Origin of the sequence: Sphingobium fluviale (assembly GCF_004122115.1) — a bacterium.
GTDB lineage: Bacteria > Pseudomonadota > Alphaproteobacteria > Sphingomonadales > Sphingomonadaceae > Sphingobium > Sphingobium fluviale.
The window spans coordinates 60,710-81,725 of the sequence record NZ_SBKP01000011.1 but is presented as its reverse complement, the minus strand read 5'-3'; the positions used below and the strand labels follow the sequence as shown (position 1 = coordinate 81,725).

The following is a 21,016-nucleotide window of genomic DNA, read 5'->3' as shown; positions in this document are numbered from 1 at the left end:
AATGGTCCCCGATGGGGATGATTGCTTCAGGCAGTTGCTATGCCCATGCCGGCGTTCCACTGCGGGATTGCCTCGTAGTATACAAATTGATGGTCGCTTTGCTCCGCCGCGCTCATGGCGGCATAGGCCGCGACCCAGGTGCGGACCTCGTGCCCACCGCATCCAGCGATGGCGGTCAGTTCATCGTCGCTCATCGCGGTTATAGCATCAAAGTCGTTCGCAGCCATCTGGCGCATGAAGGCTTGGTCCCATTCCGGGTTCAGCGGGAGGGCATCGCCTTCGCCTCTCGCCAGCTTGCGCGCAATTTCGAAGTTGGATTCCTCTCGCGCGCGCCGCGCTTCCATCGAGGGGTTGCGCCCGGCAATGAGCATCTCCCTCACCGGCGGAGGCGCCGTCTTGATGCTGGGTATCGGCGGATCGTGCGAAAGGCCACCCGACCCGATAATCATCACGCGCATGTCCAGCCCCGCTGCCCAGCGACCGACCTGATAGCCCATGTCACGCACCCGCCGAAACGACGGGCGTGGCGGCCCGGCGCAGTTGATGTGGATCGGGATCGTTGGATAGGTCGCCACATCCCCCGTCAACAGCACCGGGATCTGCGCAAACCCATGATCGGCCTGCATCCTGTAGGAAAGGGCCATGTCGATGTCATGTTGGAGGAGATAATCCACACATTCCAGCGCAAGGTCTTCCGGCACGTCGAAATCCCCGCCACCTATGTCATAATCACCGATTGCGCTTGCCCGGATCCCTACCGTGAAGGGCGGCATCATATCATAGAAAAAGCCCTTGAAATGATCCGGGCTGAACAGGATCAGCAACTCAGGGTCATAGGCCCTCACTTCTTCGCCCAAGGCACGGAAATGCGCGCGCACATCCCGATCTACCTGCGGGTCCGCCTCCACATGATCCATAAGCGGGGTGTGGCTGGCGCAAATCATGCGGACAGGCATGGCAACGGCTCCTCAGGAGTGCCGGGCAAGAAAGGCGAGATGCAGCGCGTTGAACTCGTCTGCTTTTTCCCACTGCGGCCAGTGCGCACAATCGTCCATAATTACGAGTGGCTCTGCCTTGGGAATCGCCGCCACGAAACGTTCTCCCGTCGCCACAGGAGCAGTCGGGTCATGATCGGTCCAGATCACTAATGTCGGGGCAGTAATGCGCGAAAGACTCTCCTCGGTCAGAACATTGCGCATGCGGATATCCATGTTCTGCAGGCAGAGGATATGCTCCATCGCCTTCACAAATCCGGGCTGGGTATAGATGGCAAGGCGCAACTCAATGAGGTCTTCGGTCACGCGCGAGGGATCGTTCATCAGCCATTCGAGACGCGCGCGCACAGTTTCATAGCTCGCTTCGGCAACCGCCTTCATTGTGACATTGTAGACCCGCTCCATCACCTTGGGATCAGTATTGAGGCCGCCTGCGGTATTGAGCGTCAGTGACGCAGTGCGATCTGGATGGTCAATAGCGAACTGAGCCGCGATCCATCCGCCGAGAGACTCGCCATGTACATGGATTCGCGCCAGGCCTAACGCATCACAGAAGTCCAGCAGATGCTTTACATAGTGGCGGATTTCGTAATCATGGTCTGGCTTGTCCGAATAACCATGACCGATCATGTCGAGCGCGATGGTGCGATAATGCTCCGCATGGGGCAAAAGATTGCGCGTAAACGCTTCCAGGTGTCCACCAGTGCCGGGGATGAATACCACAGCTTCGCTGGCGCTGGGGTCGCCCGCTTCGATGTAGCGCGTGCGGACCAATCCCGCTTGAACATATCCCAGACGCATTGTGCCGGCTGCAAGCTGAGGCCAAAGATACACTGAAAATCTCTCCTGATTCCGTTTTTTACATACTAGCATGTTAGAAAGAGCTGTAAAGCGCGAAAAATCGGCGTATGATTGAACCGGAATTAATGGCTCAAATTGGAGGGTCTAGTCGCATCTGGCGCATGACATCGCGCAGCTTGCACGTCGGCATGGCTCTCTGCTACGCAAAAAGCGTGGACTATTGTCGAACGGGGTGGGCTTTGCACTCAATATCAAAGAGAAAGAGGCGACTTTGAACAAGCGAGATGAAGTTTACAGTCGAATTATATCACTGTTATTAAGCGCAAAAATCCAGTTTGGCGAGCGACTGCTAGTAAAGGAACTTGGGGCGGAACTAGGGGTGAGTCGTCAACCCATCATGGCCGCGCTAAATCGACTGGATGCGGAGGGATTTGTTCAGATTATACCTCAAGTCGGTTGCGAAGTTATCAATCCGGGCCGCTCTGAAATCGCTGATTTTTACCTTATGTTTGAGCGTATGGAGGGGCTGTTGGCGGAACTCGCTGCTGCGCGGAGGACATCAGCGCAGATGAACGACTTAAAAGCGCTTCACCGCAGGATCATGGGCATTAACTTTTCCAACTCCCAGGCCGGTCAAGATTATGGATCGCTTAATCGCGAATTCCACCAGATCATTCATGTCATGGCCCGCTCACCCTTACTGGATGAGCGTCAGCGCAATAATTTCAACATGTCGGATTTCTTTATAAATCAGCTCGTTGGATTCGGAAAATTCACGGGTGATGCGGCGCAGGAGCATCAGGAGATTATTGACGCAATCGAAATGCAATCACCTGCCAAGGCGCGGGCGCTCACGGAAAATCATATCTCTGGAATAGCGGGAGTTCTCCTCGCTGCGATGCGCGATTGAGAGTCGAATTGTCCGGATAAGCCCGATATATTTGTCTGTGTTGGCAATCTAACTCGCCACTTGCATGCTTACATTCTTACATGCTAGTAATCTTTCCATAGACATGAACGACAGTCATTCGCTCTCCTCGGAGCGCGAATGTGGCTACTGTGCGAACACATGTTGATAGACCTTGGGAGACGATGATGGACGGGGTTGGCCGAGAGAATGTGAGCTATGATCCGGTGGCGCTGCGCAAAAAATACCTCGAAGAGCGGGACAAGCGCCTGAAGAAAGAAAAGGATGGCCAATATATCGAGGCTGCGGGTGACTATGAGGATTTTGTCGCCGATCCCTATGTGGAGCCTGGCTTTACGCGAGAACCTATTATCGAGGACGTGGACCTTCTGATCGTCGGTGGTGGTCTGGGTGGATTGCAAACCGCAGCTGAGGCGGTGAAACGTGGTGTGACATCGTTCAAAATTGTAGAGCAGGCCGGTGATTTCGGCGGCACATGGTACTGGAACCGATATCCCGGCGTCCGTTGCGACATCGAAGCCTATATATACATGCCTTTGATCGAGGAGGTCGGCACTGTGCCGACCGAGCGCTATGCTGTCGGCAGCGAAATCTTCGAGCATGCCAAGGCGATTGGCCGCCACTTCGGCCTGTATGAACATGCGCTGTTCCAGACCAAGATTGAAACAATGGCATGGGACGAAGATGCCGCGCGCTGGATCGTCTCCACCGATCGCGGCGATACGATCCGGGCCCGCTTTGTCTCGATCAGCCAGGGTCCGCTCGCAAAGGTGAAGTTGCCTGGCATCCCCGGCATTCGCGCCTTCAAGGGCAAGATGTTCCATTCGGCGCGCTGGGACTATGGTTATACCGGCGGTGACGCGCAAGGCGGCCTGACTAAACTTACAGGCAAGAAGGTGGGCGTGCTGGGAACGGGAGCCACAGCGGTTCAGATCGTGCCCAAGGTCTCCGAATATGCTGGGGAGTTGTATGTCTTCCAGCGCACACCCTCAGCGATAGATATCCGCAATAACAGCAAGACTGACGTGGCATGGCTCAAGAGCCAGCCAAGCGGGTGGCAACGCAAGCGGATGGAAAATTTCCTGTCGATCGTGACGGGTGTCCCTGTGAGCGAAAATCTGGTCAACGATCACTGGGGTGATCTGTGGCTGCGCTTTGGCGAGCTGATGCACGCGCATTTCAAACCCGGCGGCGATGTCTCGCCGGAAACGCTGATGCAGCAGGCGGATTTCGAGAAGATGGAGCAGATGCGGGCGCGGGTCGCATCCGAGATCAGGAATCCTGAGCTGGCTGAAAAGCTGAAGCCCTGGTACAATTTTCTCTGCAAACGCCCGCTCTATAGCGATGAATTTCTGCCGGTTTTCAATCGCGATAACGTCATTCTTGTCGATACTGACGGTCGCGGCGTGGAGCGCATCACTGAAAAGGGCATCATTGCAAACGGGAGAGAATACGAGCTGGACCTCATTGTCCTGGCAACAGGTTTTGATGTGGGTGCGCCGCCGCACAAGGTCGGCGAATATGAGGTACTGGGCCGCAACGGCCTGACGATGGAGCAAAAGTGGAGTAACGACCTGCGCACAGTCCACGGTACGCAGCTCAACGGGTTTCCGAACTTTCACATTGTAGGCGGCACCGCGCAAGGCACAACGGCATTCAACTTCACGCACACGCTGCAGATGCAGGCTGAACACGCCATCGCCATTATAAACTATTGTCTGGATCGCGGGATCAAAACGATGGAGGTGACGCCCGAAGCGGAGGAGCGTTGGCACGGCATCATTGAAGCCAAGCATGTCGATCACCAGAAATTCTATGAGGAATGTACGCCAGGCTTCCTCAACAACGAAGGCAACTTCAAGGAAAAGCCAACCTATATAGGCGGCACCTATGGTGGCGGCCCGCTTGAGTATGAGCAGCTTATAGCTCGGTGGCGCGATGAAGACATGATGAGGGATACCATCATCACCTGACAGCACAGGCGGGATCAGTGCCGTCTGAGAGTGATAGCCGGTTACTCCAGCATGACAGTCGACAGGCGCCGATACACGGAGGGCTTCAGCGCGAGCCAAGCAAAGATTTCATCGCAATTTTATTAAAAAACAGTTGGTTACGGGAGAGGAGAAGATACATGAGTGCATTAAGCAGGGCTATGCTTCTGGGTAGTAGTGCGGTCGGAGTTTTTCTGGCTACGCACAGCGCGGTCGCTCAGGAGGCGGCATCGCAAGGCGTTGATAACGCCAGCAGTTATGGACTTGAGGAGATAATCGTTACTGCGCAAAAGCGCAGCAGCGGCCTTCAGGATACGCCGATTGCAATTTCAGCATTCACCGGCGAAACGCTTGAGGAGCGCGGCATTGACGATGTCGATAATCTGCAATCCTATGTGCCAAATCTGCATATTGGGCGCGAGCAGGATGGCTTCAAGATTTCGCTACGCGGCATCGGTTTGCAGGGAACGACCTCCATCTCGGACTCCGGCGTCGCTTTCTATGCAGACAATTTCTATATCGGGCGACCAGCGGGCGGTAGCGCCATCTTTTATGACATCGACCGCATCGAGGTGCTGCGTGGTCCGCAGGGAACGCTCTATGGTCGCAATGCCACCGGCGGCGTCGTCAACGTGATCTCCAAACTTCCCACCAAGGATTTTGAAGGTCAGGTCGGTGCAAGCTATGGCACACGCAACCTCTGGGAGGTGCGCGGTATCGTCAACGTTCCCCTGCACGAGATCGCCGCAGCGCGTATTTCTGCCGTCTACACCAAGGAAGACGGCTATGTGAAAAATGTGTCCACTGTGCCGGGCACGAAGGATCTTTTCGGCACGGACGGCGACCTTACTCTGCGCGGACAGTTGCTGGTGGGCAGCCCGGATGAAATCGAAGTGCTGCTCTCTGCTACCCATAGCAAGCTTAATGGAACGGGCGTGCCGTTGTCCTATCTGGAGAGGCGCATCAATACTGGCGCGCCGCCCGTGCGCGCCCTTGCTGCAACGATCCCTGCGGACAATCCGAACCCGCTGATCACCAACAATAACACACCTGGCTATCTGGATGTGGAAACCACCACTCCCTTCGTTCGACTGACCAAGGATTTCGGAGGAGTTGAGGCGGTCGTGCAGTTCGGCAAGATGTGGCAGACAAGTGACCTTGTGCAGGATTTCGACGGCTCGTCTGTCAATGTCGGCTATTTCCGCAAATATCAGGATAGCGATGCCGGGAGTGTCGAGGCGCGCCTCGCATCAACCGGAGATGGCCCGCTGAAATGGATCACCGGCGTCTATTATTTCACCGAGGATACCTACATCAACCGCTTGGTCACGTTGCGTGGATTGACGCCCGGCGGGATCATCACACTGCCTAACTTCGACCTCGACGAGTGGGGCAAGAGCACGACCAAGGCCGCTTTCGGATCGCTCACCTATTCCTTCACTCCAGCATTGCGCGCCACGGTTGGCGGGCGTTACACCAAGGATAAAAAGAGCGGCACCAAACTCACCAAATCGAACTTCGGCCAGCCGCTGCCGCCAGACACGCCACTTGCCAAGACCTTCGACAAGTTCACCTGGAAGCTGGGGCTGGAATATGATGTCTCGCGAGACATCTTCGCTTATGCCAGCGTATCGACAGGCTACAAGGCGGGCGGTTTCAATATCTCGTCTGACTCCTCGCCTTACGATCCAGAGGAAATCACAGCATATGAGCTTGGCATCAAGACCGACCTGTTCGACCGCAGGGTGCGCATCAACCTTGATAGCTTTTACTATGATTACAAGGATATGCAGCTGACGACACTTGGTACATATGGACCAACTGCCGCACCCGGCCAGTTTACGGTGAACGCGGGCAAGAGCCGCATTTACGGGCTGGAGTTGGACACGCAGTTCAAGATCACGCGCGAACTGCTGTTGTCGGCCACCTATGCTTATACCAACGCGAAGTTCCAAGATCTGTGTAACCGCGACCCGCGCGACGTGCCACCGCCACCCACCGCCGCCAGCTGTGCGGCCAAGGGTTTGCTGGGCATAGATCTCAGCGGCAAGCGCGTGCCTTATGTCGCCAAGCATGGCATCACGCTGGGCGCGCAATATACACTCGATCTCGGCTCGGCGGGCGAGCTTACTCTTGCCGCCAACCATGCCTGGCATTCCAAGAAGTGGCTGCGTGAGTTTGCTGTTGCTGGGATTGATGATGTCAAGGCGAACGGCAAGACCGATGCTACGATTACATACAAGGTCGCAGAGACTGGCCTGAAGGTGACCGGTTATGTCACCAACCTCGAAAACGATATCGAGAAAAGCAACGTCTATGTCAGCCCCGGCTTCATCGGCACCAATGCCGGCACGGCTTACACCAAGCCACGCACATTTGGTGTGCGCGCGGATTATAAGTTCTGAAGCAATAGCTTGCTGGAAAATATTGAGGGCGCTGGCTTAGTGTCAGCGCCCTTTACTTTTATTTGAGGAAGGGGCGGTCAATCATAACCACTGCTCAGGCAAAGCGCTTGAGAAACTCTGCGCATCCCGAAAGTTCAATACCCGCGCTGCGCCAGGCCACATAGCCGTCGGGCCTAATGACATAGAGCGCTTTACCGCTGCCACACGGGACACCATAGCGGTCGAAGGCATCGGGATCACTCGTGAAAACCGCGGAGGCATCCCTGCCTATTGCCGCGCGTGCAATCAGGTGCGCTTGCGCTCGCGGCAAGGCATCGGCAATTGCATCCAGTTGCCCCTTCAGCATCGTCATTTCGTCCTGCGCCAGCGGTTCGCGCGAAAAGGCAAGAATTGTGAAATGATAGCCCTTCAGCAACGAGAATATGTCAGAGGTGTCTGAAATCCGGGCATTGGGAGCCCGCGCGCCGGCGACAGGACCGACAGAAAGCCCCGTACCCTCCGCCACATACCGGCTCTGGCTATAGACGATGTTACGCTGGGAAATACGAAAGAACGCCTTGCGCTGAATAGCAGGTGTGCGCGAGATCTTGCGGATGAGGAATGGTGCCACCGTATCGCGCAGCCACGCCTTGACGCCTTTCTGCCCGGCGGCTGCGGCGAACAAACGCCCGGTCGATTTGACGACCATATGCCCCACCGGCAAGCGCTCGCTGTTGTAGGTGTCGAGCAGCGCTGCGTCGGCACCTTGCAGCACCTGCGCGAGCTTCCACGCCAGATTTTCAACATCCTGAAAGCCAGTGTTCATGCCCTGACCACCGGCAGGTGAGTGGATATGCGCGGCGTCACCCGCCACGAACACGCGGCCCTCGCTGTATCGATCTACATTGCGATGATGGGCGCGATAGCGGGTTACCCATACCGGATCGCTCAGTGTAACAGGTAGGCCTGTCGCCTCCGTAAAGCCCTTGGCCATTTCGGCCAGATCCAGTGGCGCAGGCTTGCTGGCGTCCTCCGCGCCGAAGCTGCCGCTGAGGTCTGTCGCCATGATACGCGACATCCGCTTGCCGTAAAGCGGCAGAAAAAGGCCGATCCGCTTGCCATTCAGGAACACGCGAAACCGGTTGTGATCGAGCGGCCAGTCGACCTTGCAGTCAGCCAACAGGAAGCGCTGGGGCAGCAGTTCTCCCTCCCAGCCAATGCCGGATGCGCTGCGCACCACACTCCGTGAGCCATCGGCGCCGATCACATATGCGCTCTTGATTTCGGTCTCCGTGCCGTCAGGCTGGACCATGCTTGCAGTGACGCCTGATGCGTCTTGACGGACATCTTTCACCTCAACGCCGCGTTCTACAGCAGATCCAAGCCGCTCCAGTTCAGCGATCAGAATATCCTCAGTTTCTGACTGGGGGATCATGAAGATAAAAGGGAAGGGTGTATCCGCCGCGCCGGCCATGTCGGCGTCTATGCCGCCATGATGCTGTCCTTTGACATGCAGTTCTACCGAGTTGCAGATGACGCCCCGCGCCAGCATTTCATCAGATAGGCCAAGAGTCTGCATAAGCTCCATCGAACGGGCCTGCACTGCGAAAGCGCGGGATTCGCGTGTCGCTTCCATACGGTGCTCGACAATACGGACATCGACGCCCGCGCGCTTGAGCAGTACCGCCGCCATCAGGCCTGTGGGGCCGGCGCCGACGACAAGAACCTGACATTGACCGGGCTGTACCATCTCCGTCTCCCTTCCGACTATTTTCTTTGAAGCTGGCGTTTGTGCATCTGGGCAAATATATGCGCCTTCGTGATCGCATAAGGCTCAACGAACAGAACGTCCTGTTGCTCGATCACCCAGCGCGCTGTCGGCCCCTCAACATGCGCGGTGAGCGATGCGGCATCGCGAAAGCTGTTGAATATCGCAAATGCACCCTCGCCGAGATCCATCGCGCGAAAGCTGGTCGTTCCAGGTTCGTTGGCCAGACGCTGGCTGGCTTCAGTGAGGAATGCGCGGGCGGCCTCTTCCTTACCCGGCTTTGCTTTCATCGTGGCCCATACGGCGAACTGGTCATCCATTTTCGACTCTCCTTGCTCAAAAGTGTGAACAGATATTTATAATATGTCAACACATTGAGCCTTGAACTCCGCACAGTGGCCGTTAGGATATGCACATGGACACATTAAACACATCTGCATCCGTCGGCTCTCGCGATAGTTCCATGGCTGTCTACCGGCGCATTCGTAAAATGATTTTTGCCGGAAAGTTGGGCGCCGGAGAGGCTCTATCACAGGTTCAGCTGGCTCAGGAGTTCGATACGAGCCGCGGTCCTGTGCGAGAAGCGTTGCGCATGCTTCAGCGTGAAGGGTTGATTGAAGCAGAGGCCAATCAGAGGGTGCGGATCGTCAGTTTTTCAGCGTCCGATCTTGAGCAGCTATGCGCAATGCTGGCACTCAATGCCGCGATGGCCATTCGGATGGGTGAGGGGCGGTTCACTGCAGCCGATGTCGCAACTATTGAGCGCGCGATTGATCGCATAGAAACATTGGGGGCAGGCACGGGCGACAATGATGGCCGCGCTATGGGGATAGATGAGCGGCGGCGTATCGCATTCAGGCGACTTTTGACGGTTCTGTGTCGTCATTCGGGAGCTCATGTGAAGCAGCTGATCAACGACATTCTCGATCGACTGGCGGTCGTAAGACAGCTTTATACGCTCTCTGGAAGTTCTCCGCCTTACCCGCTTGCGAACCGCTTTCCCGAACTGCGTGAAGCAGCCTTGAGACAAGATGCAGTCGCGATGGCGCAAATCATTGTCGATAAGATTGCTGAAATTTCCCGAAAGGCAGTAATTTTTCTGGCGGACCATTACCGGCCTGACATGCTCGATACCTATGTAGTCGGAGCCAGAGCTGCTGTCGCTGGCGAGCTGAGCGCCGCTAGCCCTAACGGCGCAATGGAGGGCTATGATACTATGACTATCAAGGTACGCGCACTCCCCGGCTCTCGTCTCGAATGTGTTGTGACGCCATCTTGAGATGCTGAGGACAAAGCGGTTTTTGGTGTCTACACTTTGCGGCTGCGCTGCATCGCCCATGGAGGATCAAACTGTGACAAATACAATATTTACGGTGCCTCAACGCGCAGGCGAGCGCCCGATCACGGATCTCCGCCTGCCCCACACCCAGATAAGCCAGCTTCCAGCGCCCGCGCTTGGCCGCGAACTGAGCCGCTGGATGCTGGATCAGTTGTCCAGCCTCGATCACGTGGTTTTCGGATCGAGCCTGCGGGCTCCCCCTGGCACCATCGGCCTGTTTCTGGGCGATTGCTGCGGATGTGGGCCGGAGCGCGCCTTTTTGCTGGGCCGGGAATTCGCGCATGTCCATATCGAGGATGACGGCAGCCTTCATGCAATCTTGCCTGAGCCGCTGAGGCGGGCAGTATTAGACGCTGGCTGGGCAGAGCCACACCCGCTTGCTGGGCAGCCAACAGTTTCGCCTGACACAGTGATGATCTATGCCCCGCGCGACAAAGGAGAGGCCGAAACGATCGTTGCGCTCGTCCGTATGTCCTGGCTCAACGCCCGCGGCCAATATTCAGTAAGGGTGGGCGACCAGCCGCTCTAGACCGTTTTCAAGATGAGCGTGGAACGCTCACCGGTTCGGAAAACGGACAGACTCTATGACGAGAGCATTTTCGAACCGAATGACCGTGTTACGGTCATTCTGAAAATGCTCTAGCCGCTCAGAGATTTGGCGAGCGGCGATCTTGAGGCGGCGGGCTTGGTTTTCAATGTCTTTGAGACCAAAATGTTCCGGCGTACCAGAAAGCGATATTGCCGCGAGCGTCGCATCAGGCAGAGACAATGGCACAGCCACGCAGGCGACGCCCTCGTCCATCTCGCGATCATCGATCGCATGACCGCGCTGGCGTGTACGTATTATTTCCTCCTTTAGACGCAGGGGGTCAATCAGGGTATATGGTGTTAACTGAATGAAATTACCCGCCAGATAGGCATCCAGTTGCTCCGAAGGCATCATAGCGAGCAGAGCCTTGCCAATGCCCGTGCAATAGGCTTCCAGCTCTGCCCCTTCGCGCGTGAAAAGCGATTTTCCGCCCTCCTTGACCAGATAGGTCACCATATCATTGGATGCGTAAACGCCGAGATGCGCGGTCCGGCCTTCAGCTGCGGCCAACTTGCGAAGCACTGGTCGTGCAGTCTCGATCAGGCTGCGGTAACGGGTGATGCGGGCAGACAGATTGGTGAGCTGGCTGCCGCCCGCATAGCGACCATGTGCAATACGAGCCAGCAGACCCTGTCGCTCCAGCGCGGCAATCATGCGGCGGGCGCTGGAGGGTGCCAGGCCGAGTGTTCCGGCTACCTCCGATGCGGGGGTGGCGCCATCGTCGCTGGCAAGAGCGATAAACAGTGCCAGCGCGCGATCCAGCGACTGTGTTCCTTGAGCCATATGCTCACTATATGAGCATATGCTGCTATTGCAAGCTTTGTCTTGCATGTAAGATGCGATAGCTATGCATCTAGAAAGGATGCCGATGACCATAACAGTCACTTCTCACGACGATCTCGCTCGTCGTCTGCGTGAGGCCTACACCACTGGAGCGATCCCGCCCTTGCGTGACGGTTTGGAACCGACAGACGGTGCGGGGGCCTATGCCGTTCAAGACATAAATACTCGCCACTGGGTAGAGCATGGCCGCCGGATCGTTGGCCGCAAGATTGGGCTGACCGCAAAGGCGGTGCAGGCGCAGTTGGGGGTGGACCAGCCAGATTATGGTGTGCTTTTCGACGATATGCAGATTTTGGATGGCGGCGTGCTGCCTGATGGCAAGGTCATTCAACCCAAGGCGGAGGCGGAAGTTGCGCTCGTATTGGGAAAGGACATTGCCAAAACGCATGTGACCGCAGACGATATTGCAGCGGCCACAGAGTATGCCGTGGCAGCGATCGAAATTGTCGATAGCCGCATTGCGGACTGGAAGATCACATTTGCCGATACCGTGGCCGACAATGGTTCTTCGGCCTTTTTCGTGCTGGGCCGCGAAAAGAAGCCGCTGGACGGGCTAGATCTGTTTACGTGCGGCATGGCTTTGGAAATTAATGGCCAGATTGTCTCTGTCGGCGCGGGAGCGGCCTGCCTTGGTCATCCGCTGAATGCGGCTGCGTGGCTGGCGCAGGTTATGATCGCCAATGGCTCGCCGCTGCGCGCCGGCGATATTATGCTCACAGGCGCGCTCGGACCTATGGTGACGCTCTCACCGGGAGACCGGGTCAAGTCGAGCATCGGCGGGCTTGGCAGCGTATCGTTCACTTATGGCAAGGGGGCCTGAACATGGCAAAGATTAAGGCCGCGATTATCGGATCGGGCAATATCGGCACGGACCTGATGATCAAGATCATGCGGACTTCCGAAGTGCTGGAAATGGGCGCGATGGTAGGCATCGACCCGTCGTCGGATGGCCTCGCGCGCGCGCAGCGCTTGGGCGTTGCTACCACGCATGAAGGAATCGAAGGCTTGCAGAAGCTCGATGTATGGCCGGAGATCGGCGTGGTGTTTGACGCGACTTCTGCCGGAGCGCACAAGGCCCATAGCGATGTCGTGACCGGCGCGGGCAAGGTGATGATCGACCTGACACCTGCCGCCATCGGCCCTTATGTCATTCCGGTAGTGAATGGCGACGACCATCTTGATGCACCCAATGTCAACATGGTGACGTGTGGCGGGCAAGCGACCATCCCGATCGTCGCGGCGGTGTCTTCGGTCGCGACTGTGCATTATGCCGAGATCGTCGCGTCGATCTCATCCAAGTCGGCTGGTCCGGGCACGCGCGCCAATATCGACGAGTTCACAGAGACGACAAGCGCGGGGATCGAGAAGGTAGGCGGAGCGGCCAAGGGCAAAGCGATCATCATCCTCAACCCCGCCGAACCGCCGATGATCATGCGCGATACGGTGTTCACGCTGTCATCCGGCGCGGATGAAGCGCAGATTGAAGCTGCAATTGAGGCCATGATTGCCAAGGTCAACGCTTATGTGCCCGGCTATCGCCTCAAGCAGAAGGTGCAGTTCGAGCGTTTCGGCTCCAACAATCCGGTAAGGCTGCCCGGCATCGGCGCGTTCGAAGGCATCAAGACCAGCGTGTTCCTTGAGGTGGAGGGCGCCGCGCATTATCTGCCCGCTTATGCCGGCAATCTCGATATCATGACCTCTGCCGGTCTCAAAACGGCCGAAAAAATCGCGGCGCGCCGCATGGAAAAGGAGGCTGCGTGATGGTGTTCGACCCCACACAGACCAAGCTCTATATTCAGGATGTGACGCTGCGCGACGGCATGCACGCCATCCGCCACCAATATGGCATCGAGCATTGCCGCAAGATCGCCAAAGCGCTCGATGATGCGGGCGTGGACGCGATCGAGATCGCGCATGGCGATGGCTTGCAGGGCAGCAGCTTCAACTACGGCTTTGGCGCGCATACCGACTGGGAATGGATCGAGGCGGTGGCCGATGCGGTGGAGAATGCTGTCGTCACCACGTTGTTACTGCCTGGTATCGGCACGGTGCATGATTTGAAACAAGCTTATGCACTGGGCGCGCGCTCGGTGCGCATCGCCACGCACTGCACCGAGGCGGATGTATCGAAGCAGCATATCGAGGCGGCCCGCACTCTCGGCATGGATACCATCGGCTTCCTGATGATGAGCCACATGATCGAGCCGGAGCAGCTCGCGAGCCAGGCCAAGCTGATGGAAGATTATGGCGCCACCTGTGTCTATGTGACCGACAGCGGCGGCGCGATGGATATGGATGCCTATCGCGCCCGGCTGGAGGCCTATGACCGGGTGCTCAAACCCGAAACTCAGCGCGGCGTGCACGCGCACCACAATCTCTCGCTTGGTGTTGCCAACTCGATGGTCGCGGTGCAGGCGGGCGCTATCCGGGTGGACGCCAGCCTAGCTGGCATGGGCGCGGGCGCGGGCAATGCGCCGTTGGAAGTGTTCATCGCCGCCGCCGCGCGCAAAGGGTGGAACCATGGGTGCGATCTGTTCAAGCTGATGGACGCGGCGGAAGATCTTGTCCGCCCCTTGCAGGACCGCCCGGTGCGTGTGGACAAGGAAACGCTTTCTCTCGGCTATGCTGGCGTCTATTCCTCCTTCCTGCGCCATGCGGAGAAGGCCAGCGCCGACTATGGCGTCGATACCCGCGCGATACTGGTCGAACTCGGCCGCCGCCGCATGGTCGGCGGGCAGGAAGACATGATCGTCGATGTCGCACTCGATATGATCAAAGAACAAGCATAAGGAAACCTATATGGATCTGGGACTGAAGGGGAAAAACGCGATAGTCTGCGCGGCAAGCAGCGGGATTGGCCGTGCCTGTGCCACAATGTTGGCGCGCGAGGGTGCGAATATCGTCATCAATGGCCGTACCGCTGATACGCTGGACGAAACTGCCGCTGAAATTCGCGCGCTGGCACCGGATGTAACGATCAAGACTGTCGTAGGCTCAGTGGTCGATCAGTCCGTCCGTGAGGCACTGGCCGCGGCTTTTCCGCAAATCGACATATTGCTCAACAATGCCGGCGGCCCTCCGCCGGGCGATTTCCACAACTGGACACGCGATGACTGGATCGCGGCGGTGGACCAGAACATGCTCTCCGCCATCGAATTGATCCGCCTCACGATAGACGGCATGGCCGAGCGCGGCTTCGGTCGCATCGTCAACATTACGTCCTCGGCGGTGCGCGTACCCATTCCGGTGATTGGCATGTCCAATGCCACCCGCGCTGGCCTCACCAACTTTGTCTTCGGCCTGGTGCCGCAATATTCCTCGAAGGGTGTGACGATCAACAACCTTCTGCCTGGCCCGTTCGACACCGGACGTCTGCGCAACAGCAAGGAAATCACGATGCATCTCACCAAGAACCCGGTGGCGGGGCGTGTGGGCGACCCAGAGGAAATGGGCGCGATGTGCGCTTTCTTGTGTAGCCACTATGCCGGCTATATCAACGGACAGAACATCCTGATGGACGGCGGACTGTATCCAGGCAGTTATTGAAGCCAGCCTGACCCGAACAGCCTGCCGTATCCATTCCGTTGCTGCCGAAACCCGCGCCACCCTTGGCAAGCCCTGCTGAAGCGGGCAATCCCTCTTGGCTGTCTAACCGCCGCAACTTTCGCGACCAATCAGCTCCATTTGGGTATGCTTGGACAAGTGCGAAGACGTCTTGCTTGCATTCATCGGTTTTGAAAGGCTTTAAAGAGTTGCATACCAAGGCAATCTGCTACCTCGTTATGCAACAAAGCCGTTTTAGGGTGCAAATCAATGCAAGAAACTAACATTTTTTCTGGGCGTAAGCTTCAGCCTGTTGCCGGGGCAATGGTATGATGCAGCCAGCACCGGCGCGCCGCCATAGCAACACGATATTGCTGTTCGGTGCCACGGGCGACCTCTCCCGGCGTATGCTGTTGCCTTCGCTCTATGCCTTGAGCCTTGATCGGCTGATATCGCCTGATCTGCGTATTTTTTGCACGGCGCGCAGCAGCCTCGATGATGAAGGCTTTCGGGCCATGGCATATGCGGCGCTGGAGGAGTTTCTGCCGGAGGGGCGCAAGAACGAAGTAGGAATGAAAGCCTTTGTCGAGCGCCTGCATTATCAGCCGCTCGATGCAACGAAGATAGAAGATTTCGGCTTGCTGGCGGCGCGCATCGGCAGCATTTCGGATGGCCTGTCGATCTTTCTGTCTACCGCGCCCTCCTTGTTCGAGGCGACGCTGCGCGGCCTGAAAGAAGCAGGGCTAACGGGACAAGATGTGCGCATCGGCCTCGAAAAGCCGCTCGGCACCGATCTTGCGAGCTCGCGGCAGATCAACGAAGCGGTGGCTCAGGCGTTCACAGAGGCGCAGACATTTCGCATCGATCACTATCTTGGCAAGGAGACGGTACAGAATCTGCTGGCGTTGCGTTTCGCCAACATGCTGTTTGAACCACTGTGGAGCGCACAGACGATCGAGCATATCCAGATCACGATCAGCGAGACAGTGGGCCTTGAGGGGCGCGCGGATTTTTACGATGGCGCGGGCGCGTTGCGCGACATGGTGCAAAATCACATGCTTCAGCTTCTCGCATTGACCGCGATGGAGCCGCCCGCCGAATTCAACGCTTCGGCGATCCGCGATGAAAAGGTGAAAGTCCTGCGTTCGTTGCGCCCTGTGGGCGAGCAGGAGTGGGTGATCGGCCAATATGGCGCAGGCGCAGTCGACGGCCAGCCGGTCAAAGGCTATATCGAAGAACTCGAAAAGCCATCTCGGACCGAAACCTTTGTGGCGATTAAGGCCCATGTTGATAACTGGCGCTGGCATGGCGTGCCCTTTTACCTGCGCACCGGCAAGCGCCTTGGTGAGCGGCGCAGCGAAATCGTGATCCAGTTCAAGCCGGTGCCGCATAATATTTTTGCGGCGCGCGGCGGGCAGGTCGTTGCCAATCGTCTGATCATCCGCCTTCAGCCTGAAGAATATGTGCGGCTGTTGGTTATGGCCAAGGAGCCGGGCATTGATGAGGCAGGGATAGTGTTGCGCGAAGTGCCGCTGGACCTTTCGCTCACCCACGCCTTCTCAGGCACAGTGCGGCGCATAGCCTATGAGCGGCTTTTGCTGGATCTTATTGCCAACGACCAGACCCTTTTTGTGCATCGGGACGAGGTGGAGGCGCAGTGGCAGTGGGTCGATGCAATACGGGCTCAGTGGGACAAGGCGCAGGCAACGCCCAAGGGCTATGGAGCCGGGAGCTGGGGACCGACAGGGGCTATCGCGCTGACCGAACGCGACGGGGTGAGCTGGCATGATTGAGGTGCAGTGGGCGCCTGATGGCAGCGACGCAGCCGTCGCACGCTATCTGGCAGAGAAGATAGCGTCAGGCGCGCGCCATTTAGGCGTGCCGGGAGGAAAAACGCCTGTCGGCATCATGGATCGCCTTACGACCTTCGATCTTCCCTGGCATGAGCTGCGGATTGATCTGGTCGACGACCGGATTGTGCCGGTTGACCATCCGGCTAGCAATTTCGGGCTATTGTCCCGCGCATTTGCAGGCAAGCCTGTTCAACTCGCGCCGCTTTCGGACGGGCCATGGACCGGAGGGCGCTTTGATCTGGTCTGGCTCGGCATGGGTGAGGACGGACATATCGCCTCGATTTTTCCGGGCAGCGCCCCGTCTCCTGAGCTTCCGCCTGCGGTTGTTGCTGTCATGCCAGACCCGATGCCGCCAGAGGCACCTTTTGAGCGGCTGACCTTAACACTTTCCGCCCTCACGGATGCAGGAGAAATCATCCTTGTTGTCCGTGGGCAGCAGAAGCGTGAAATTCTGGAAAGCGTGATCGCGGGACGACGAGGGCTTCCCATCGCAGACCTTCTTGCAGCAGCCCGCTCTCCAGTCAGCATCTTCTGGACAGAGTAGATATTATGACACTGAACTCCGTTGTCGCGGCTGTTACGGAAGCCATTATTGAACGCTCCAGACCGGGGCGCGCCCGCTATCTCGACATGATAGACCGCGCGTGGGAGCAAGGCGGCGATCGCTCGCGGCTGTCATGCGGCAACCTTGCCCATGGCTTTGCGGCAGCAGAGGAGGATAAACCGGCCATTCGCAGTGCGCGGGCAATGAATATCGGTATAGTCACCGCCTATAACGACATGCTCTCGGCGCATCAGCCCTATGGTCGCTATCCCGATCAGATCAAGCTGTTCGCCCGTGAGCGTGGGGCCACTGCGCAGGTTGCCGGCGGCGTTCCTGCCATGTGCGACGGCGTGACGCAGGGGCAGGCCGGGATGCAATTGTCTCTGTTCAGCCGGGATGTGATCGCCATGTCGACAGCGGTGGCACTGAGCCACTGCATGTTCGAGGGTGCAGCATTGCTAGGCATCTGCGACAAGATCGTGCCGGGTCTGTTAATCGGGGCGCTGCGCTTTGGGCATCTCCCAACGCTCCTCATTCCCGCTGGCCCTATGGGGTCGGGCCTCGCCAACAAGGAGAAAGCGCGCGTTCGTCAGCTATTTGCAGAGGGCAAGGTGGGCAGGGCAGAGCTGCTTGAAGCCGAGGCACAGAGCTATCATGGCGTCGGCACCTGCACCTTTTATGGCACGGCAAACTCCAACCAGATGATGATGGAGATGATGGGCCTCCATATGCCCGGCAGCAGCTTCGTGCCGCCGAACACCAGGCTGCGTCAGGAACTGAACCGTGCTGCGATCCATCGTCTGACCGAAATCGGCCAAGAGGGGGACGACTATCGGCCATTGGGGCGGTGCGTGGATGAGAAGGCTATTGTCAATGCTGTCGTGGGCTTGCTGGCGACAGGCGGCTCTACCAACCATATGCTTCATATCCCAGCTATCGCGCGCGCTGCAGGCATCATCATAAACTGGGAAGATATCGACAGGCTATCGTCTGTGGTCCCCCTGATCGCGCGCATTTACCCGAATGGCGCGGGTGACGTAAATCATTTCGCGGCCGCAGGCGGGATGCCCTTCGTGATCCGTGAGCTGATACATGCGGGCCTCGCCCATGACGACATTCTGACTGTCTATGGGGCTGGGTTGTCGGATGGCGCGGTGCAACCGACGCTGGAGGGTGATCAGCTTAGCTGTAGTCCAGCCGAAGCGCACAGCAAAAATGCCGAGATTCTGCGCAAGGTGGCTGACCCCTTCAGCGCGGACGGCGGGATGCGATTGGTTCAGGGTAATCTCGGCCGTGCGACGTTCAAGACCAGCGCAGTAGAGCCAGAGCGCTGGACTATTGAGGCACCGTGTCGTGTCTTTGACGATCAGGATGCCGTGGTTGCTGCGTTCAAAGCTGGGGAGCTTGATCGTGATGTGGTCGTTGTGGTGCGCTGGCAGGGGCCAGCGGCCAATGGGATGCCAGAGCTGCACAAACTTACGCCCCCACTCGGCGTGCTGCAGGACAAGGGTTTCAGGGTAGCATTGGTGACCGATGGCCGGATGTCCGGCGCGAGTGGCAAAGTCCCTGCCGCCATCCATGTGACACCGGAAGCGGCACGGGGTGGGCCACTCGCTAAGCTACGGGATGGCGACGTCATCCGGCTTTGCGCGACTAACGGCGCACTGGATGTCCTGATCGACCCGGCAGAACTGGCGGCACGCCCGAATGGTATCAAGCCTTCCGAAGCGAGCGGAGTGGGGCGAGAGCTGTTTGCACTGATGCGGCATCATGCCGATTGCGCGGAGAAGGGTGGTTCCGCCATGCTTGCGGAAGCCGGGCTATGAGCCACGAGATCGTTGCCGTCGATATTGGCGGAACCCATGCCCGTTTCGCAATCGCCGAAATATCCGACGGCGAAGTCGTGCGGCTTGATGAACCCGTAACGCTGAAGACAGCAGACTATGCCAGCTTGCAGAGCGCCTGGGACGCATATGGCGAGATGCTTGGGCGTGAACTGCCGCGCTCGGCGTCGATTGCACTGGCCACCACGATTATCGGGGATGTCCTCAAGCTCACCAATAATCCATGGATCATCCAGCGCACAACGATCAGCCAAATATTGAAGGTCGACCGGCACGTGCTCATCAATGATTTCGGCGCGGTGGGCCATGCTGTCGCAACCCTGCCTGACACTCAGTTTACACACCTCGCTGGCCCGGCTGAGTCATGGCGTAACAAGGCTGTTATCAGCGTGATAGGCCCCGGCACAGGGCTGGGGGTTGCCAGCCTGGTCCTCGGAAAAGATCACTATCATGTAGTTGAAGCGGAAGGCGGGCATATCGGATATGCGCCACTCGACGCGATCGAGGACGCGATCCTCTCGCGGTTGCGCCAGCAGTTTTCCCGCGTTTCAGCCGAGCGGGTGGTATCCGGCCCCGGCCTTTCCGTGATCTATCATGTGCTGGCAGCCCAAGAGGGGCGCTCTGTCGTGGCATTGAGCGATGCCGAATTATGGACCCGCGCGCTTGAAGGCAGCGATAGTCTTGCTGCGGCGGCGTTTGAGCGCTTTTGCCTGAGCCTCGGCTCCGTTGCAGGGGATATTGTGCTGGCGCAGGGCGGCAGGGCACTGGTGATAGCTGGCGGCCTTGGTCTTCGTATTGCGGAGCAACTTGGCCAGTCCGGGTTCATGAGCCGTTTTGTCGCCAAGGGGCGTTTTCAGCATCTGATGGAAACGATACCCGTTCACATTATCACGCACCCTCAGCCGGGACTTTACGGGGCCGCCGCCGCCTTCGCACAGGAGCATGGACTATGAAACCAGTCGAACGGATCATGCGATCAGCCCCGGTAATTCCGGTTCTGGTAATTCACGATCCCGCAGATGCACAGCCCATAGCGCGCGCGCTTGTTGCGGGAGGATTGAATGTGCTGGAAGTAACCCTGCGCACCCCTGCGGCCCTTGATGTCATTCGTGAAATGAGGCGGGTCGATGGCGCGATCGTTGGCGCTGGTACGGTGATTGATGAGCTTACTCTCGATCAGGCGATTGAGGCGGGGGCGGAATTTATCGTTGCGCCTGGCCTTACTGAACGGCTGGGTCTGGCGGCTATTGAGCGCGCCATTCCCTTCTTGCCTGGCATAGTGACTGCTGGGGAGCTGATGCGCGGTCTTGACCTTGGCCTGGAGCATTTCAAATTCTTCCCGGCAGAAACGAGCGGTGGCCTTCCGGCGCTCAAGGCGCTGTGCGGCCCGTTTGGGCACGTGAAGTTTTGCCCCACGGGCGGAATTCGGTCTGAGACCGCTGCATCGTGGCTGGCGCATGAGCAGGTTTTATGTGTCGGTGGTAGCTGGCTTGTTCCGAGTGGATTAGCTGATCTGGCGGGCATAGAGGAAAATGCCCGCAAAGCAGCCTCTCTGCTAAGCAAATGATCTGTTCGATCAGATCGAACACGACTC

At 57.9% G+C, this 21,016-nt stretch carries 19 protein-coding genes; 14 read left to right on the top strand and 5 right to left on the bottom strand.

Annotation, left to right across the window (positions count from 1 at the left end; genetic code table 11):
* Positions 1 to 26 precede the first annotated feature (26 nt).
* Positions 27 to 956, bottom strand: coding sequence for a 3-carboxyethylcatechol 2,3-dioxygenase (locus EQG66_RS11430; protein ID WP_129404724.1), 930 nt, complete (start codon positions 954 to 956; stop codon positions 27 to 29).
* A 12-nt stretch (positions 957 to 968) separates the two neighbouring features.
* Positions 969 to 1,796 carry an alpha/beta fold hydrolase gene (locus EQG66_RS11425; RefSeq protein ID WP_220428661.1) on the bottom strand — a complete coding sequence of 276 codons (828 nt, stop codon included), beginning with the start codon at positions 1,794 to 1,796 and terminating at the stop codon, positions 969 to 971.
* A gap of 220 nt (positions 1,797 to 2,016) precedes the next feature.
* Here EQG66_RS11425 and EQG66_RS11420 point away from each other — a divergent pair, with 220 nt between their 5' ends.
* From EQG66_RS11420 to EQG66_RS11410, 3 genes are all read left to right on the top strand, one after another.
* Positions 2,017 to 2,706 (top strand): GntR family transcriptional regulator, encoded by a 690-nt coding sequence (locus EQG66_RS11420; protein WP_129404722.1) that lies wholly within the window; start codon positions 2,017 to 2,019, stop codon positions 2,704 to 2,706.
* A 182-nt stretch (positions 2,707 to 2,888) separates the two neighbouring features.
* Positions 2,889 to 4,697: a flavin-containing monooxygenase gene (locus EQG66_RS11415; protein WP_129404721.1), complete on the top strand. Its 1,809-nt coding sequence runs from the start codon at positions 2,889 to 2,891 to the stop codon at positions 4,695 to 4,697.
* Positions 4,698 to 4,855: 158 nt separating this feature from the next.
* On the top strand, positions 4,856 to 7,120 hold the full coding sequence (locus EQG66_RS11410; protein ID WP_129404720.1) for a TonB-dependent receptor: 2,265 nt from the start codon (positions 4,856 to 4,858) through the stop codon (positions 7,118 to 7,120).
* 94 nt (positions 7,121 to 7,214) lie between these two features.
* Here the strand turns inward: EQG66_RS11410 and EQG66_RS11405 are convergent, their stop codons facing one another.
* Both EQG66_RS11405 and EQG66_RS11400 read right to left on the bottom strand, forming a co-directional pair.
* Positions 7,215 to 8,849, bottom strand: a complete 1,635-nt coding sequence (locus EQG66_RS11405; RefSeq protein ID WP_129404719.1) for an FAD-dependent monooxygenase — start codon at positions 8,847 to 8,849, stop codon at positions 7,215 to 7,217.
* A 17-nt stretch (positions 8,850 to 8,866) separates the two neighbouring features.
* Entirely contained in the window at positions 8,867 to 9,187 is a 321-nt protein-coding gene (locus EQG66_RS11400) for a putative quinol monooxygenase (protein WP_129404718.1), read from the bottom strand.
* 95 nt (positions 9,188 to 9,282) lie between these two features.
* Between EQG66_RS11400 and EQG66_RS11395 the strand changes: the two genes are divergently transcribed.
* Positions 9,283 to 10,146: a GntR family transcriptional regulator gene (locus EQG66_RS11395; protein WP_164975663.1), complete on the top strand. Its 864-nt coding sequence runs from the start codon at positions 9,283 to 9,285 to the stop codon at positions 10,144 to 10,146.
* Positions 10,147 to 10,219: 73 nt separating this feature from the next.
* Positions 10,220 to 10,735 (top strand): luciferase domain-containing protein, encoded by a 516-nt coding sequence (locus EQG66_RS11390; protein ID WP_129404716.1) that lies wholly within the window; start codon positions 10,220 to 10,222, stop codon positions 10,733 to 10,735.
* A gap of 27 nt (positions 10,736 to 10,762) precedes the next feature.
* Here EQG66_RS11390 and EQG66_RS11385 read toward each other — a convergent pair whose 3' ends face one another.
* A complete protein-coding gene (locus EQG66_RS11385) occupies positions 10,763 to 11,671 on the bottom strand; it encodes an IclR family transcriptional regulator (RefSeq protein WP_129404715.1) in 909 nt (302 codons plus the stop codon).
* On the opposite strand from EQG66_RS11385, the gene EQG66_RS11380 reads away from it, so the two are divergent.
* The 9 genes from EQG66_RS11380 to eda all read left to right on the top strand — a co-directional run bounded on the left by EQG66_RS11380 (position 11,664) and on the right by eda (position 20,989).
* Entirely contained in the window at positions 11,664 to 12,458 is a 795-nt protein-coding gene (locus EQG66_RS11380) for a 2-keto-4-pentenoate hydratase (RefSeq protein ID WP_129404714.1), read from the top strand. The two genes, EQG66_RS11385 and EQG66_RS11380, sit on opposite strands and share 8 nt — an antisense overlap.
* A gap of 2 nt (positions 12,459 to 12,460) precedes the next feature.
* The gene (locus tag EQG66_RS11375; protein ID WP_129404713.1) at positions 12,461 to 13,399 is read left to right on the top strand and encodes an acetaldehyde dehydrogenase (acetylating); all 939 of its coding nucleotides are present in this window, start codon (positions 12,461 to 12,463) and stop codon (positions 13,397 to 13,399) included.
* Positions 13,399 to 14,427 carry a 4-hydroxy-2-oxovalerate aldolase gene (dmpG, locus tag EQG66_RS11370; RefSeq protein ID WP_129404712.1) on the top strand — a complete coding sequence of 343 codons (1,029 nt, stop codon included), beginning with the start codon at positions 13,399 to 13,401 and terminating at the stop codon, positions 14,425 to 14,427. The genes EQG66_RS11375 and dmpG overlap by 1 nt, the downstream gene beginning before the upstream one ends.
* Before the next feature lie 10 nt (positions 14,428 to 14,437).
* Positions 14,438 to 15,184 carry an SDR family oxidoreductase gene (locus EQG66_RS11365; protein ID WP_129404711.1) on the top strand — a complete coding sequence of 249 codons (747 nt, stop codon included), beginning with the start codon at positions 14,438 to 14,440 and terminating at the stop codon, positions 15,182 to 15,184.
* Between the two features lie 326 nt (positions 15,185 to 15,510).
* Positions 15,511 to 16,974 (top strand): glucose-6-phosphate dehydrogenase, encoded by a 1,464-nt coding sequence (zwf, locus tag EQG66_RS11360; protein WP_245988065.1) that lies wholly within the window; start codon positions 15,511 to 15,513, stop codon positions 16,972 to 16,974.
* A complete protein-coding gene (locus tag EQG66_RS11355; protein WP_129404710.1) occupies positions 16,967 to 17,578 on the top strand; it encodes a 6-phosphogluconolactonase in 612 nt (203 codons plus the stop codon). Before zwf ends, EQG66_RS11355 begins: the two co-directional genes overlap by 8 nt.
* 5 nt (positions 17,579 to 17,583) lie before the next feature.
* Entirely contained in the window at positions 17,584 to 19,404 is a 1,821-nt protein-coding gene (gene edd / locus EQG66_RS11350) for a phosphogluconate dehydratase (RefSeq protein WP_220428660.1), read from the top strand.
* A complete protein-coding gene (glk, locus tag EQG66_RS11345) occupies positions 19,401 to 20,375 on the top strand; it encodes a glucokinase (RefSeq protein WP_129404708.1) in 975 nt (324 codons plus the stop codon). Before edd ends, glk begins: the two co-directional genes overlap by 4 nt.
* Complete coding sequence (gene eda / locus EQG66_RS11340; RefSeq protein ID WP_129404707.1) at positions 20,372 to 20,989, top strand: bifunctional 4-hydroxy-2-oxoglutarate aldolase/2-dehydro-3-deoxy-phosphogluconate aldolase; 618 nt, start codon at positions 20,372 to 20,374, stop codon at positions 20,987 to 20,989. The genes glk and eda overlap by 4 nt, the downstream gene beginning before the upstream one ends.
* The last annotated feature ends 27 nt before the right edge of the window (positions 20,990 to 21,016 follow it).